General features: G+C 66.7%; 12 protein-coding genes. 6 read left to right on the forward strand and 6 right to left on the reverse strand.

The window, feature by feature from the left end; all coding sequences use genetic code 11:
- The 3 genes from ASD25_RS04965 to ASD25_RS04975 all read right to left on the reverse strand — a co-directional run.
- On the reverse strand, positions 1 to 117 hold a 117-nt coding region (locus ASD25_RS04965), incomplete at its 3' end, for a cold-shock protein (protein WP_162252058.1).
- A 568-nt stretch (positions 118 to 685) separates the two neighbouring features.
- Complete coding sequence (locus ASD25_RS04970; RefSeq protein ID WP_056615078.1) at positions 686 to 1,393, reverse strand: TorF family putative porin; 708 nt, start codon at positions 1,391 to 1,393, stop codon at positions 686 to 688.
- Positions 1,394 to 1,421: 28 nt separating this feature from the next.
- Positions 1,422 to 2,348 (reverse strand): nitronate monooxygenase family protein, encoded by a 927-nt coding sequence (locus ASD25_RS04975; protein ID WP_056615081.1) that lies wholly within the window; start codon positions 2,346 to 2,348, stop codon positions 1,422 to 1,424.
- A 125-nt stretch (positions 2,349 to 2,473) separates the two neighbouring features.
- Here ASD25_RS04975 and queF point away from each other — a divergent pair, with 125 nt between their 5' ends.
- From queF to ASD25_RS04990, 3 genes are all read left to right on the forward strand, one after another.
- Positions 2,474 to 2,935: a preQ(1) synthase gene (gene queF / locus ASD25_RS04980; RefSeq protein WP_056615086.1), complete on the forward strand. Its 462-nt coding sequence runs from the start codon at positions 2,474 to 2,476 to the stop codon at positions 2,933 to 2,935.
- A gap of 70 nt (positions 2,936 to 3,005) precedes the next feature.
- A complete protein-coding gene (locus ASD25_RS04985) occupies positions 3,006 to 3,878 on the forward strand; it encodes a DUF817 domain-containing protein (protein ID WP_082572199.1) in 873 nt (290 codons plus the stop codon).
- A 25-nt stretch (positions 3,879 to 3,903) separates the two neighbouring features.
- Entirely contained in the window at positions 3,904 to 5,487 is a 1,584-nt protein-coding gene (locus tag ASD25_RS04990; protein WP_056615090.1) for an NAD(P)/FAD-dependent oxidoreductase, read from the forward strand.
- Positions 5,488 to 5,596: 109 nt separating this feature from the next.
- On the opposite strand, the gene ASD25_RS04995 is transcribed toward ASD25_RS04990, so the two are convergent.
- Both ASD25_RS04995 and ASD25_RS05000 read right to left on the reverse strand, forming a co-directional pair.
- Complete coding sequence (locus ASD25_RS04995; RefSeq protein WP_056615094.1) at positions 5,597 to 5,974, reverse strand: response regulator; 378 nt, start codon at positions 5,972 to 5,974, stop codon at positions 5,597 to 5,599.
- Positions 5,971 to 7,491 (reverse strand): sensor histidine kinase, encoded by a 1,521-nt coding sequence (locus tag ASD25_RS05000; RefSeq protein ID WP_056615097.1) that lies wholly within the window; start codon positions 7,489 to 7,491, stop codon positions 5,971 to 5,973. Before ASD25_RS05000 ends, ASD25_RS04995 begins: the two co-directional genes overlap by 4 nt.
- Positions 7,492 to 7,610: 119 nt before the next feature.
- Between ASD25_RS05000 and ASD25_RS05005 the strand changes: the two genes are divergently transcribed.
- On the forward strand, positions 7,611 to 9,134 hold the full coding sequence (locus tag ASD25_RS05005; protein ID WP_056615104.1) for a carboxylesterase/lipase family protein: 1,524 nt from the start codon (positions 7,611 to 7,613) through the stop codon (positions 9,132 to 9,134).
- Positions 9,135 to 9,143: 9 nt separating this feature from the next.
- On the opposite strand, the gene ASD25_RS05010 is transcribed toward ASD25_RS05005, so the two are convergent.
- Positions 9,144 to 10,511 carry a GH1 family beta-glucosidase gene (locus ASD25_RS05010; RefSeq protein ID WP_056615107.1) on the reverse strand — a complete coding sequence of 456 codons (1,368 nt, stop codon included), beginning with the start codon at positions 10,509 to 10,511 and terminating at the stop codon, positions 9,144 to 9,146.
- Between the two features lie 205 nt (positions 10,512 to 10,716).
- Between ASD25_RS05010 and ASD25_RS05015 the strand changes: the two genes are divergently transcribed.
- Together ASD25_RS05015 and ASD25_RS05020 are read left to right on the forward strand one after the other, a co-directional pair.
- A complete protein-coding gene (locus tag ASD25_RS05015) occupies positions 10,717 to 11,838 on the forward strand; it encodes a LacI family DNA-binding transcriptional regulator (protein ID WP_235562609.1) in 1,122 nt (373 codons plus the stop codon).
- Positions 11,838 to 14,921, forward strand: a complete 3,084-nt coding sequence (locus tag ASD25_RS05020; RefSeq protein ID WP_056615109.1) for a carboxypeptidase regulatory-like domain-containing protein — start codon at positions 11,838 to 11,840, stop codon at positions 14,919 to 14,921. The genes ASD25_RS05015 and ASD25_RS05020 overlap by 1 nt, the downstream gene beginning before the upstream one ends.
- Positions 14,922 to 14,938 lie beyond the last annotated feature (17 nt).

The following is a 14,938-nucleotide window of genomic DNA, read 5'->3' on the forward strand; positions in this document are numbered from 1 at the left end:
CAGGCCCGCTTGCTCGACGGCCGAGATGTGGACGAAGACGTCCTTGCCGCCGTCGTCAGGCTGGATGAAGCCGTAGCCCTTGGTGGAGTTGAACCATTTTACAGTGCCGGTAGCCATTTTCAGGACCTCCGTTAGCGTTGGCCCCAGGGAATAGCCCCTGCGGCCTGTCGGGTCTGAATGGAGCGGCTAGACCTCAGTGCGAAAGCAGAGGGTGGCGTTTCGCAGAGAGATCGACAAAACGCTTTTGACGCGTCGTTGCGGCGAAATCAAGCCGCAAGCCTATTCGGCCGCTTCGCCCTCGGGCGTGGCGATATAGTGTTCCTGGCACAGCTTGCGCAGGGCGGCCGTCAGCGTGGGGCCGTACAGGGAGTCCTGGATGCGTTCGAAGCCTTCGGCCTGNCGACGGAAGCCTGGCTCGGGCCGACCAGGCCGCTGCCTGATCCGGCATGTTGTCGGGCGTGGCGATATAGTGTTCCTGGCACAGCTTGCGCAGGGCGGCCGTCAGCGTGGGGCCGTACAGGGAGTCCTGGATGCGTTCGAAGCCTTCGGCCTGAAGTGCGGTCTTGATGTCGCCGACAGTGCGGCAGCCCCCGGCGCGCGCCAGTTCATAGGCGCGTTCGAGGGTCGTGGGACGGTGGTTGCTCATCAGCAATAGATAGGAGCTTCGCCGCAAAAACGCGAGGTTTTAGAAAGCGATGCTGATCCCGGCGACGAGGGCGTCGGCGTATTGTTCGCCCGGAACGTCGGCGTCGGTCGCGTGGTAGCGAAGCTCGGCTTCCAGATTGTCGGTCAGGGCGTAGGTGAAGCCGGCGTTCCAGCCGGTGTAGTCGACGCTGTTGTCCTGCTCGCGCCGGCCGATGGAGGCTGTGGCTTCCAGCTTGCTGGTGAAGTCCCAGCCGATGCGGGCCTCGTACCAGGTCCAGGCCTCGGTCGAACCCGTGCCGTCCGGCGAGTGCTGCAGGCGCAGGCGGCCGCTGGCGGGTCCGATGGAGCGTTTGACGTCGGCCGTGAACTCCCAGGCGTCGTCGTCCGTACCCGGATTGGCGTCCATCTGCTGCTTGAAGGTGGCGTTCAGATCCAGATCGAAACCGGCGACCTCAGGGGTGAAGCCCGCGCCGATTTCCAGTTCCAGCTCCGAGCCGGTCGAGCTCTTGATCGTCTCGAATCCGGTCGCGGCGTAAAACAGTCCGGATCCGTTTTCCCATTCCGCCTGACCCCAGACGTAAGGCTCGCCATTGGACTTGGAGGCGTCCTTGGAGCGGTTGTCGGTCGCGGCGCCGAGGGCGAAGGACACGCTGCCGCCCGGGAAGGGGGCGTCCTGGGCCGAGGCGGAGCCGGCAAACGCCAGCAGGGCGGTCGCCGCGGCGGCGGCGGTCGTCAGGGTGCGGAGCATGTGAGTCGGCCTCTCGTGTGGGCCGGGTCTAGAACCGCTTTTTGTCGAATTCATCACAGGCTTGCGAATATTCGTCCCGGAGCCGACGAACCAGATCGCCTGTGGCCAGCACGTCATGCACCGCGCCCGCGCCCTGACCGGCGGACCAGACCGTCTTCCAAGCCTTCGCCTCCTCACCCATGTCCAGCTTGTGCTCGGGCAGGGATTTCGGGTCGATGCCGTTGGCGATCAACGACGGTGTCAGGAAGTTCGCCGGAATGCCCGAGACGGCCGGGGTGTAGGTGATGTCGGACGCGCCGGCATCGACGATCATCTGCTTGTACTCGGCCTGGGCCTCGGACTCGGTCGTCGAGATGAAGCGGGTGCCCATATAGGCGAAGTCGGCGCCCATCATGGTCGCCGCCGCCACGTCACGGCCGGTGGACAGGCAGCCGGACAGGATGATGGTCCCGTCGAAGAAGGAGCGCACCTCCTCGACGAGGGCGAACGGATTGACCACGCCCGCGTGGCCCCCGGCCCCGTTGGCGACAAGGATCAGGCCGTCGACGCCGGCCTGCGCCGCCTTGCGGGCGTGGCGGACGTTGGCGATGTCGTGGAAGACCACGCCGCCGTAGCCGTGCACGGCCTCGACCACGTCGCGCACCGCGCCCAGCGAGGTGATGATCAGCGGCACCTTCTCCTCGACCGAGACCATCATGTCGGCCATCAGCCGGGGATTGGTCGGGTGGACGATGTGGTTGACCCCGAAGGCGGCGGCGTCGGGGGTCAGGCGGCCCTTGATCTCGTGGATCCAGTCCCTATAGCCCTCGGTGGTGCGCTGGTTGAGCGAGGGGAAGGTGCCGATGACGCCGGCGTTGCAGGTCTCGACCACCAGATCAGGGCCGGAGACGAGGAACATCGGCGCGGCGATGACCGGCAGCTTCAGTCCGTTTTTCAGCGATGCCGGAATGGCCATGCGAAGCTCCCCGCGTTGTCTTTCACTACGGATAGCGGGGTGTCGCGGGGGAAGGCAAATGGAAGCAAGCCGCCAGCCGCCAGCGACCAGATGACGCCGCAGGCCGAACCCGCTACATCCCCGCCATGACCACCGACACCTCAGGCCTGCAACAGCTCGGCCAGATCACCGCCGCTCCCACCAGCCCGGAGACCGCCGAGCTGGAGCGCGTGCCCAATCCGCACGCCGGGACCCTGTATCTGACGCGTTTCACGGCGCCGGAGTTCACCAGCCTGTGCCCGGTGACCGGCCAGCCGGACTTCGCCCACATCGTCATCGACTATGCGCCCGGCGAATGGCTGGTCGAGAGCAAGAGCCTGAAGCTGTACCTGACCAGCTTCCGCAACCACGGCGCCTTCCACGAGGACTGCACCGTGGCCATCGGCAAGAAGATCGCCGACCTGCTGCAGCCGAAATGGCTGAGGATCGGCGGCTACTGGTATCCGCGCGGCGGCATCCCGATCGATGTCTTCTGGCAGACGGGACCGGCGCCCGAGGGACTCTGGCTGCCGGATCAGGGCGTGCCGACGTACCGCGGCCGGGGGTGATTTCACGCGCCGCGTGAAATGCTCACATTCCGCTCATGCCTGGGCGGGCGAATGCGGCGAGGGTGAGCGAATGACCGAACCGCGCCGCCTTCCGCTCGAGACATGGGGCCGTCACTGGCTGGGCCGGTTGCAGACATGGGCCGACCGCGCCGCCTGGAGCCGGTACGGCTTCGAGTTTCTGATGTTCGGCATCAAGCAGGGGTGGGCCTGTCTGTTCGGCGGGGCGATGCTGGCCCTGCTGCTGGCGACGCATCTGTGGTGGCCGGACAACGCGCCGGTCAGCCGGTACGACTTTCTGGTCGTCGGGGCGCTGGCGATACAGGGGGCCATGCTGGCGCTGAAGCTGGAGAGCTGGGAGGAGGCGAGGGTGATCTTCGTCTTCCACGTGGTCGGCACGATCATGGAGCTGTTCAAGACCCAGCACGGATCGTGGATCTACCCGGAGGACAGCGTCCTGCGTATCGGCATGGTGCCGCTGTTCTCGGGCTTCATGTATGCGGCGGTCGGCAGCTACATCGCCCGTATCTGGCGGATATTCGACATCCGGTTCAGCCACTATCCGCCGCTGTGGACGACCTGGGTGCTGGCGGCGGCGATCTACGTCAACTTCTTCGCCCATCACTGGCTGCCGGACATCCGGCTGGGCCTGTTCGCGGCGACGGCCCTGCTGTTCGGGCGCGGCTGGTTCTGGTTCACGCCGGACCGGAGGCGGCGGAGGATGCCGTTCCTGCTGGGCTTCTTCCTCGTGGCGACCTTCATCTGGCTGGCCGAGAACATCGCCACCTTCGCCAATGCGTGGGTCTATCCGTCCCAGAGCGACGGCTGGCATATGGTCTCGATCGAAAAGCTGGGCAGCTGGTTCCTGCTGATGATGATCAGCGTGGTGCTGGTGTCGCTGGTGCACCGGCCGGAGGATGAGCCTTCCCCTTCGCCGCCTGCGTGATAGACCGCAGCCAGCGGGAGGAAACATGGCGCAGATCGAAACCGACATCGTCATTCTCGGCGGGGGCCACAACGGCCTCGTCTGCGCCTTCTATCTGGCGAAGGCCGGGCTGAAGGTGACGGTGCTGGAGCGGCGGCACGTCGTCGGCGGGGCGGCGGTAACCGAGGAGTTCCACCCGGGCTTCCGCAACTCGACCGCCAGCTACACGGTCAGCCTGCTGAACCCGAAGATCATCGCCGATCTGGAGCTCGCACGGCACGGCCTGCGGGTGGTCGAGCGCAAGGTGTCCAACTTCCTGCCCTTCGACGACGGCCGGTATTTCCTCGCGGGCGAGGGGCGGACGCAGGGCGAGCTGGCGAAATTCTCGGCGCGGGACGCGGAGCGGCTGCCCGAATACGAGCGGCGGCTGGAGGTGGTGGCCTCGGTGCTGCGCGACTGGATCCTGAAGGCGCCGCCCAACATGGTGGATGGCGGCTGGATGGCCATGCTGCCGGAACTGCTGAAGGGCGCGTCGCTGGGCAAACAGGCGGCGGGGCTGGATACGCAGGGGCGGCGTGACCTGCTGGACCTGTTCGCCAAGTCGGCGGGCGACTGGCTGGACGGCTGGTTCGAGAGCGATCCGATCAAGGCCCTGTTCGGTTTCGACAGCGTCGTCGGCAACTACGCCAGCCCGTACACCCCGGGCTCGGCCTATGTGCTGCTGCATCACGTTTTCGGCGAGGTGAACGGGCGCAAGGGCGTCTGGGGTCACGCCATCGGCGGCATGGGCGCCATTACCCAGGCCATGGCCGCGGCCTGCGCCGAGGCCGGCGTCGATGTGCGGCTGGATACGCCGATCGCCTCGGTCCTGACAGAGAAGGGCAGGGCCGTCGGGGCGGTCACGGAAGCCGGCGACGTGGTCCGGGCGCGGGCGGTGGTGTCCAACCTGCATCCGCGGTTGCTGTTCGAACGGTTCGTGGACGACGCGGTGGTTCCGGCGGACTTCCGCGAGCGGATCGGCGCCTACCAGTCGGGTTCCGGCACATTCCGCATGAATGTGGCGCTGTCGGAACTGCCGAACTTCACGGCGCTGCCGGGCGCGGGAGACCATCTGACGGCGGGCGTCATCATCGCTCCGACGCTTGGTTACATGGATCGGGCCCATGCGGAGGCGCGGCTGAACGGCTGGTCTTCCAAGCCGATCGTGGAGATGCTGATTCCGTCAACGCTGGACGATACGCTGGCGCCGCCGGGACAGCACGTCGCCAGCCTGTTCTGCCAGCATGTCTCGCCTGATCTGGCCGACGAGCACCGCGACGCGGTGGCGGATCTGATGATCGATACGGTCGACGCCCATGCGCCTGGCTTCAAGGCCTCGGTGGTCGGGCGGCTGGCGCTGGGGCCGCGCGATCTGGAGCGGCGGTTCGGGCTGGTTGGCGGCGACATCTTCCACGGCCGGCTGTCGCTGGACCAGCTGTTCAGCGCCCGGCCCGTACTGGGCCACGCTGATCACCGGATGCCGGTCCCGGGCCTCTATCTGTGCGGATCCGGCGCCCATCCGGGCGGCGGCGTCACCGGCGCCCCGGGTCACAATGCGGCGAAGGCCGTGCTGAAGGACCTGAGGAGATAGGGAGTTGCTTGTGGCTGGCCAGCGTCGGTGCGAGGGCGCGGTCTGCGCCGCCGTTCCGCCGTCAGCGAACGGCGATCAAACTAGCCACCAGCTACTAGCCACTAGCCACTCAGGCCAGTTCGACGCCCATCGCCTTCATCAGGGCGTCGCGGACGGCGGCCTCGGTGAAGGGCTTCTGGATCGTCGCCTGGCCGCGCCATTCGTCCGGCAGGCCGCCTTCGCCATAGCCGGTGGAGAAGACGAAGGGGATGCCCCGGTCTTTCAGCGCCTGGGCGACGGGGAAGACCTGACGGCCGGCGACATTCACGTCCAGCAAGGCGGCGTCGAGATGCTGGCCGTCCGTGGCCATGGCCATACCGTCGTCGATGTTGGACGCCGGCCCGACCGGGGTGCAGCCCATGTCTTCCAGAATGGTTTCGAGCAGCATGGCGACGAGGGACTCATCCTCGACAACAAGGACCCGTCGGCCGTCCAGAGGTGCGCTCATGAATTTGTCCCGCGATCGAGCGGAATCGAAAAGTCCGCACTGAAACCTTCACTGGCGTAATCGAGTTTGACCTCGCCCGCCAGATCGTGGCGCACGTTTCGTTCGATCAGCCGGCTGCCGAACCCGCGCCGCGCCGGTTCGAGGACGGGCGGCCCGCCCATCTCGCGCCAGCTGAGGTGCAGCACCGGACGCGCCTGGTTCGAGACCGACCAGTCGACCAGCACCCGGCCCTCGGGCGCCGACAGGGCTCCGTATTTGGCGGCGTTGGTGGCCAGTTCGTGGAAGATCATGCCGAGCGACAGGGCCGAGGCCGGTCCCAGCGCCACAGGAAGGCCGTTCAGCGTCACGCGATGGGCGCCGTGGGCCTCGGTCTCATGTTCCAGAACGGCGGCGAGATCCGCGCCCTCCCAGTGGCTGCGGGTCAGCAGGTCATGAGTGTGCGACAGCGCCAGCAGCCGGGCCTGGAAGCCTTCCGCGAAGGTTTTGGGATCCGTATGCGACCGGGCGGTCTGCATGGCGATCGACTGCACAGTGGCCAGGGTGTTCTTCACCCGGTGGTTCAGTTCGTCGATCATCAGCTTCTGGCGCTCGGCGGCCCGGACGCCTTCCGTGACGTCGTGGCCCTGAACGAAAACGCCGATGATGGTCCCGTCAGGGTCGCGGATCGGCTGGTAGAAGAAGTCGACGTAGGCGTCCTGCGGGGTTTCGCCCGCGGCGCGCTGCAACTGGACCAGACTGGCCTGTCCCTGCACGGGCTCGCCGGTTTCGAACACGCTGTCCAGCATGTCGATATAGCCCTGGCCCACGACCTCGGGCAGGGCCTCGGCGGTGGGCAGTCCCTGGATCTCGCGATCGCCGATCAGCCGGCGGTAGGCGTCGTTGTAGAATTCAAAGACGTGGTCCGGACCGGCCAGAACCGCAACGAATCCCGGCGACTGCATGAACATGTCCTGCAGGCGATTGCGCTCTTCCGCGAGACGCCGGTTGTCTTCCTGCACCTCTCGGGCCCGGGCCAGCACGCCGCCGCCGACGATGGCGTCCAGGGTGCGGGCGCTCGCCTTGCGGTGGCGGGTGCCCTGACGGAGCTGTTCAAGCTCGGTGATGTCCGTGGTGTGCTGCAGCAGCCAGATCACCTCGCCCGCCGCATTCAGGATGGGGGTGTGGGTGGCGCTCCACACGCGCTCCTCGAAGACAGGCGTCGGGCCGTCCGACTTTCCCGGCATCGAGAACCGCACCATGGCCAGATGATCGCGCTGCCGGGTGTCCCGCGCCTTTTCCAGCGAGGCCTTCACCTGACGGACGTTCTCCGGCGCATCGTCGCCGGGGCCGGAATCGAAGGCGGCGAACAGGGGCCGGCCGATGATCGCCTCGCGAGCGGTGCGGGTCACCTCCAGATAGGCCTTGTTGGCGCCGGCGATGCGCAGGTCGGGGGTCAACAGCACATACGGGTTCGGCGACGCGTCAAACGCATCCGCCAGATCGACCACCAGGCCGCCCGATTCCGCCAGTTGCTTCAATACAGCCTCACCCCAATCCGGGCCATAACGCCTTGATCCATCATTGGTTCACTTCGTCGAAACAAGCGACCAACGGTTGCTATTTGAGACATGGCGGGGCGTCGCGCTAGTGTCGGTCCATGTCTCTGGTGTTTTTCCTCGCGGCGGCCCTGATCATGACCCCAGGCCGGACCACCACGCCCGATCCCCGCGCCGTTGTGGAACAGGGCGTTCTCATCGGCCGGGCCGAAGATGGCGTGAGCAGTTTCAGGGGCGTGCCCTACGCTGCCGCGCCGGTCGGGCCGCTGCGGTGGCGGGCGCCGCAAGCTGCGACTTCATGGGAGGGCCAGCGGGACGCGGGGCAGGTCGGCGCCATCTGCATCCAGCCGCCGGCGAACGGCGACCCCGGTGTCGGCCCGCTGCCGATGAGCGAGGATTGCCTGACGCTGAATGTCTGGACGCCGGTGGAACGGGCCGGGCCGCGGCCGGTGATGGTCTGGATCCACGGCGGCGGGTTCAACAACGGCTCCGGCACGGCGGCGCTTTACGACGGGGCGAACCTCGCGAGACGCGGCGTGATCGTGGTCACGGTCAATTACCGTCTGGGGCGGCTGGGCTTCTTCGACCATCCGGCGCTGGCGGCCGAGCGGGCGCGCGGCGAGCCGGGCGGCAACTACGGCATGATGGACATCGTCGCGGCGCTGGAATGGGTGCGCGACAATGCGGCGGCCTTTGGCGGGGACGCGGGCAATGTCACCGTCTTCGGCGAGTCGGCGGGCGGCGCGGCGGTGACCCGGCTGATGATCTCGCCACAGGCGCGCGGACTGTTTCACCGCGCCGTCGTGCAGTCGGGTCTGGGACGGGACTCCGGCGTGCCGCTGGACGCGCCTTCAGCCATCGGCGGGCCGTCGTTGCAGGATCGGGGCGTCGGCTTCGCGCAGAGCGTCGGGGCGACCACCGCGGCCCAGTTGCGCGCCGTTCCAGCGGAGGCGCTGCTGAGGCCGGCGCCAAACTTCTACGGCGGCGACAATCTGGTGATCGACGGCCAGGTGGTGACGGAGGATGTCGAGGCCGCCTTCGCCGCCGGGCGCGAGGCGCCGGTGCCGATGATCATCGGCACGAACAGCGCCGAGTTCTGGTGGATACGGCCCTCGGAGATCAGCCCTTATGGCGCCATCGACGACGCCCTGACCTCGCAGGAACGGGTCGATCTGTACGCGGCCTATGGCGGCGAGGACGGTTATCGCGCCCATGTGGTCAGCGACCTGGCCTTCAACGAGCCGGCGCGGCATCTGGCGCGGCTGCACGCCCGCAACGGCCATCCGACGTATCTCTATCGCTTCGACGTGGTCCCTGACTCGAACCCCGAGCCCAGCGGCGGGGCCACGCACGCATCAGAGCGGCCATACGTCTTCGACAACCTGCACACGGTCGGCCGGCCCATGGCGGAGCGGGACGACCGGGCGGCGACAGCCATGGCGGACTACTGGACGCGGTTCGCGACGACGGGCGATCCCAACGAAGCCGGGCGACCCGTCTGGCCAGAGTTCGGCGCGCAGCGGGACCGTCTGCTGGAGTTCACCAATGACGGCCCGGAAGCGAAGCCCATCCCGTTCGCGGACCGGCTGGACCTGATCGAGGCCTACTACGCCCGCATCCGCTGAGGCGTTCGCCTAGAGGGTGTCCAGCACCGAGCCGTGGCTCTTGATCACCTCGGCGTACAGCAGGCCGGAATCCTTGATGGTCCGCTCCTGCGTCTGGAAGTTTACGTGGGTGATGCCGAACCGCTTCGAATAGCCGAGCGACCATTCCAGATTGTCGAGCAGCGACCAGGCCATGTAGCCGCGGATGTCGACGCCCTTGCCGATGGCGTCGTGCAGGGCCTTCAGGTGGTTCTTGAGGTATTCAACGCGCATCGGATCGTGGATGCGGCCGTCGATGGCGTGGGGCGGGTCATACCAGGCCGAGCCGTTCTCGGTGACCATCAGCGGCAGGCCGTTGGTCTGTTCGTGCAGCCAGACCAGGGTGTCGGTCAGGGCAGGGGGGTAGACCTCCCAGCCGGTCTCGGTGTGGGCGTGCTGGATCTGTTTCACCGGACGGGCGCGGACGGGCCAGGCGTCCGGCGCGTTCTCCGGCACGGCGCGGGTGTACCAGTTCAGACCCATCCAGTCGGTTGGCTGGGCGATCAGGTCGAAGTCTTCCTGCGGGAACTCGCGGTAGGCCTCGCCGTAGACGTCCTTCAGTTCCTCGGGGTAGCCGCGGCCCATCAGGGGGTCGAGGAACCAGCGGTTCATCTGGGCCTCGGCGCGTTTGCGCGCGGCCTCGTCCTCGGGCTTGTCCGAGGCGCTGTATTTCGGTTCGATGTTGAGGACGATGCCGATCTTGCCTTCGCCCGTTTCGCGGAAGCGCTTCACGGCGGCGCCGTGGGCGCGCAGCACGTTGTGGCCCGCGATCATGGCCTCGAAGGCCGACTTGTGGCCGGGGGCAAGCGCCCCGTGCAGATAGCCGCCGTCGACGATGACCCACGGCTCGTTGATCGTGCCCCAGGTCTTCACCCGGCCCTTGAACTTCTCGAACAGGACCTGGCCGTAGTCGGCGAACCAGTCGGAAATGTCGGGGTTTAGCCAGCCGCCGCGATCGTCCAGCGCCGCCGGCAGGTCCCAGTGATAGAGGGTGCAAAGCGGCTCGATGCCCTTCTCCAGCAGGCCGTCGACGAGCCGGTCGTAGAAGTCGAGACCCTTCTGGTTGATGGCCCCGCGGCCCTCCGGAATCACCCGGCTCCAGCTGACCGAAAACCGGTAGGCCTGCAGGTTCAGGCGGGTCATCAGATCGATGTCCTCGCGCCACCGGTTGTAATGGTCGCAGGCGACGTCGCCGGTGTCGCCGTTCAGCATCATGCCGGGAGTATGGCTGAACCGGTCCCAGATGGACGCCCCGGCGCCGTCCGCCATGGAGGAGCCTTCAATCTGATAGGCGGCCGTCGCGGCGCCCCACAGAAAACCTTCGGGAAACCGATAGTTACCTGTGTTTTCTGAAGTCATCTGGAGAAGCCTCGAAGAGCTGGAACGCGGACTGGCGGAAGCGATTTCCGGTGGTCGGTACCCCTGTACCTCGGCCGGCACAACCTCCGTGTGACCAAACTAGGGCACTTGCGGGGCGCCTGACTAGTGTGTCATGTAATCGGTTACACGGTTTTTTCGGACGGACCCGCGCCAAGCGGGCCGGGGCTGGAAAATCCCAGGGAGGATGCATTTTGACGCCCAGGGCGGCCCCACGAATCTGCGCGACGGCGGCGGCATGAAGGCCGCCACGATTCGCGATGTCGCCGAGCGCGCCGAGGTTTCTGTGGCGTCGGTTTCGCGTGTTCTGAACGGCGCCGGCCCGGTCACCGAGGCGACCCGCGCCAAGGTGCTGGAGGCGGCGGACGCCCTGCAGTACGTGCCGCATTCGGGCGCCCGCAGCCTGTCCACCAGCAAGACCCACACGATCGGCGTTATCCTGCCGGACCTGTATGGCGAGTTCTTCTCCGAACTGATCCGCGGCATGGACATCGCCGCCCGCTCGGTCGGCTATCACCTGATCGTTTCCAGCTCGCACGACGATGCGGAGGAGGCCTCGGCGGCGATCCGCTCCATGCGCGGACGCGTCGACGGCCTGATCGTCCTGTCGCCCCATCTGGACGCCGCCAACCTGGCCGCGGGTCTGGCCGGGCGGACGCCGATCCTGCTGATGAACGGCGGCGCGGACGCCAGCCGGCCCTCGATCGTGGTCGACAACCACGGCGGCGCGGTACAGGCGGTCGAACACCTGATCGCCACCGGCCGCCGGCGCATCGCCCACATCTCGGGCCCCACCGGCAACCTCGAGGCCGAGACGCGGCTTGCCGGCTATCTCGAGGCCATGGCCAGGGCGGGTCTGCCGACGACGGTGGTCGAGGGCGCGTTCACCCAGGCCTCGGGTCACGACGCAGGCGAGTTGCTGGCCAGGGGTGACGCCCGGCCCGACGCGGTCTTCGCCGGCAACGACAACATGGCCGTCGGCGCCATGCTGGCCCTGCAGGACGCGGGCCTGCGCGTGCCCGAGGATGTCGCCATCGTCGGTTTCGACGACGTGCCGATCGCCAGCCTCGTTCGGCCGGCCCTGACGACACTGAGAATCCAGATCGCAGAAACCGGACGCAGCGCCCTCGAGCGCGTCGTCCGTCTGATCAACGCAGCGGGCGAAGCCGTCGCCGACACCGCATGCGAGGTCGTACGGCCCGAACTGGTCGTGCGTCCGTCCAGCCAACCGACGGCGTCCCAAGCAAAACCATCCGGCGGGCGTCTTCGCGCCGACGCTGATTCGTCTCTGAAGGGGGAGAAATCCTGATGAACCGCAAATCGATCCACTACATGGGGGCTGCCTCGGCGCTGGCTCTCGCCGTCTCGCTGGCGTGCGCCGGCGGGGTTTCGGCCCAGGTCACGACCGCGACGATCCGCGGGTCGGTGACGGATGACGGCGTCGCCGAGGCCGGCGCCGCGATCGTGGCCCGCGACACCTCGTCGGGCTTCACCACCCGGTCCACGGCCAACGCCAACGGCGGCTATGTGCTGTCGGGCCTGCGCCCCGGCACCTATGAGGTGACGGTGACCACGGCGGATGGTGAAACGGCCTCGGACGTCGTCACCATCGGCGTCGGTCAGGTCGGCGATCTGGATCTGGCCGTCGGCGCGCCGGTGGCCGTGGCTACCGACCCCAACGCCACGGATCTGGGCGACGTCGTCGTCACCGGCCGTCGACTGGCCGAGGTTCGCACGCCCGAGAACGCGACCAACGTCACGACGCAGCAGATCAACGGCCTGCCGCAGATCAACCGCAACTTCCTCAATTTCGCGGCTCTGGCGCCGGGCGTCCGGCTGTCGCTGAACGAGGAAGAGCAGACCATCACCGCAGGCGGCCAGCGGGCGGAGTCGATCAACGCCTTCATCGATGGCGCCAGCCTGAAGTCCAACGTTATCGGCGGCGGCATCATCGGCCAGGACGACAGCCGCGGGAACCCGTTCCCCCAGGCCGGCATCCAGGAATTCCGGGTCGTCAGCCAGAACTTCAAGGCCGAGTACGAACAGGCCTCTTCGGCAATCATCACCGCCGTCACCCGCTCGGGCACCAACGAGTTCCACGGCGAGATCTTCGGAGTCTACCGCGACCAGAACATGGTCTCGCAGGACTACTACGCCAAGCAGAACAACCAGCCCAAGGTCGATCTGGAAGTCCAGCAGTACGGCTTCGCCCTCGGCGGCCCGATCATCCGCGACACGCTGCACTTCTTCGGGACATACGAGCACAAGCAGGAAAACCGCGCCCGCACGGTCAGCCTCGACCTCCAGGACCCCCGCTTCGTCGCCCAGTTCGGGCCCGAGCTCGGGACCTTCGCCGCGCCGTTCGAGGAAGATCTGTTCTTCGGCAAGCTTAGCTGGCAGCCGGCGGACGGCCACCTGGTCGACTGGAGCGTCACTTATCGCGACGAATCCGATCTGCGCGACTTCGGCAACGGCCCGACCTCCGTCGACCGCGCCAACAACCTTCAGCAAACGACCCTGACCAGCAATCTCCGCTACCAATGGCGGACGGACTCGTTCCTGAATGAATTCGCCGTCGACTACCGCGACTACAACTACAACCCGGGCGCTGCGAACTTCACGGATCTGGGCGAAAACTACCGGGTGTTCACCGACACCAATCCGGCCCCGGGCTTCCAGCCCGACTACTTTGGCGGCATCACCGTCTTCAACGCGGGCGGCCGGGACAGCACCCAGGACATCCACGACAACGCGCTCACCTTCCGCGACGACCTGACGTTCAACGACGTCGAGTTCAACGGCTTCCACACCATCAAGCTGGGCGCCAAGGTTTCGCTGCAGAACTATCAAGTGAACAAGCAGTTCGGCCGGAACCCGCTGTTCTACTACGACGTCGACGGCCGGCCCGAACTAAGCGGCAGCACCACCGTCCCCTACCGGGTAGAACTGGGCCGGTCGTTCCCGGAGGTCGATCTCGATAACACCGTCATCGGCCTGTACGCCCAGGACGACTGGCAGATCACCGATCAGCTGGAACTGAACCTCGGCATCCGCTGGGACTACGAGACGAACGCCAACAACAACGATTACGTCACGCCGGCCAGCGTAGTGGCGGGTCTGGACCAGTGGATCGCCTCGACCGACGGCGGCAAGCCGGCGGGCTATGCGCCCAGCTGGTTCAACAGGGCCGACTACATCTCGACCGGGAACAACCGCGATCCGTTCGCCGGCGCGTTCCAGCCCCGGATCGGCTTCTCGTATGACGTGTTCGGGGATCGCGCGACGGTGATCTTCGGCGGCGCCGGCCGGTATTACGACCGGGTCAACTTCAACTTCTCCTATGACGAGATCGTCAAGCCGTTCGACATTCGCCAGAACGCCTTCTTCACCACCAATCCCGCGCGCGGACGTCCGGCTGGACAGGATCGCGATCCGGGACCGGGCACGGACTTCCCGGGCGAATCCGATGATCCGGTGCTGTGGCAGGAGTCCTACCGCACCGCCGCCGGGCTTGATCCCGTCTTCGCCAACATCCCGGGCAAGGGCGAAGCCTTCCTGCTGGCGAACGACTTCGAACCGCCGATGACGGACCAGTTCAACCTGGGTCTTCGTCAGCGCTTCGGCGACTGGCAGAGCGAATTCACCCTCGCCTACGGCAAGACCGAAAACGAGTTCACCTGGGCCTATGTCACCCGCTGCCGCGAACCCACACGCGGTAACGACGGCGGCGGCTTCGGCGACAATGGCGGCTTCTGCGGCCCCGGCGGGACGAACCCCTATCGCGGCTACTTCGCGTCCGACCACAACAAGGAGCGCGAGTTCCGGGCCCTCTACGTCAAGCTGGACAAGAACTACACGCCCGACTCCGGCTGGGGCCTGAACGTCGCCTATACCTGGTCGGAGGCTGAACAGAACGGCGGCCGGGACGCCTTCTGCTTCGACTGCTTCAGCATCGAAAGCTCGCCCGTCCGTCCTGCCGACAATGACGAGCGTCACCGCATTGTGGCGAACGGCATCGTCGATCTGCCGTGGGACTTCCAGCTGTCGGGCATCCTGACGCTGGGTTCGGGCGTGCCGTTCGACGTGTTCGACGGACGCGGACCCAACTTCGTCTATCGCCCGAACCACGGACGTCCGCAGCAGTTCAACTTCATCATCCCGAACTCCTTCGCCTACCGGAACCTGGACCTCCGTCTGACGAAGGACTTTGAGTTCGGCGGCTCGGAGCTGTCGCTCTACCTGGACGCCATCAACGTGTTCAACTTCGACAACTTCACCGGCTTCGACGGCGGTACGGGTTCGGCGACGAACCCCAACCCGAACTTCGAGAGGCCTTCCCGTGTGCTGTTCCCGACCCGCACCTTCCAGGTGGGTATGCGTTACAGCTTCTGACCGTCTCCTGAGCCTGA

This window comes from Brevundimonas sp. Root1423, assembly GCF_001426805.1.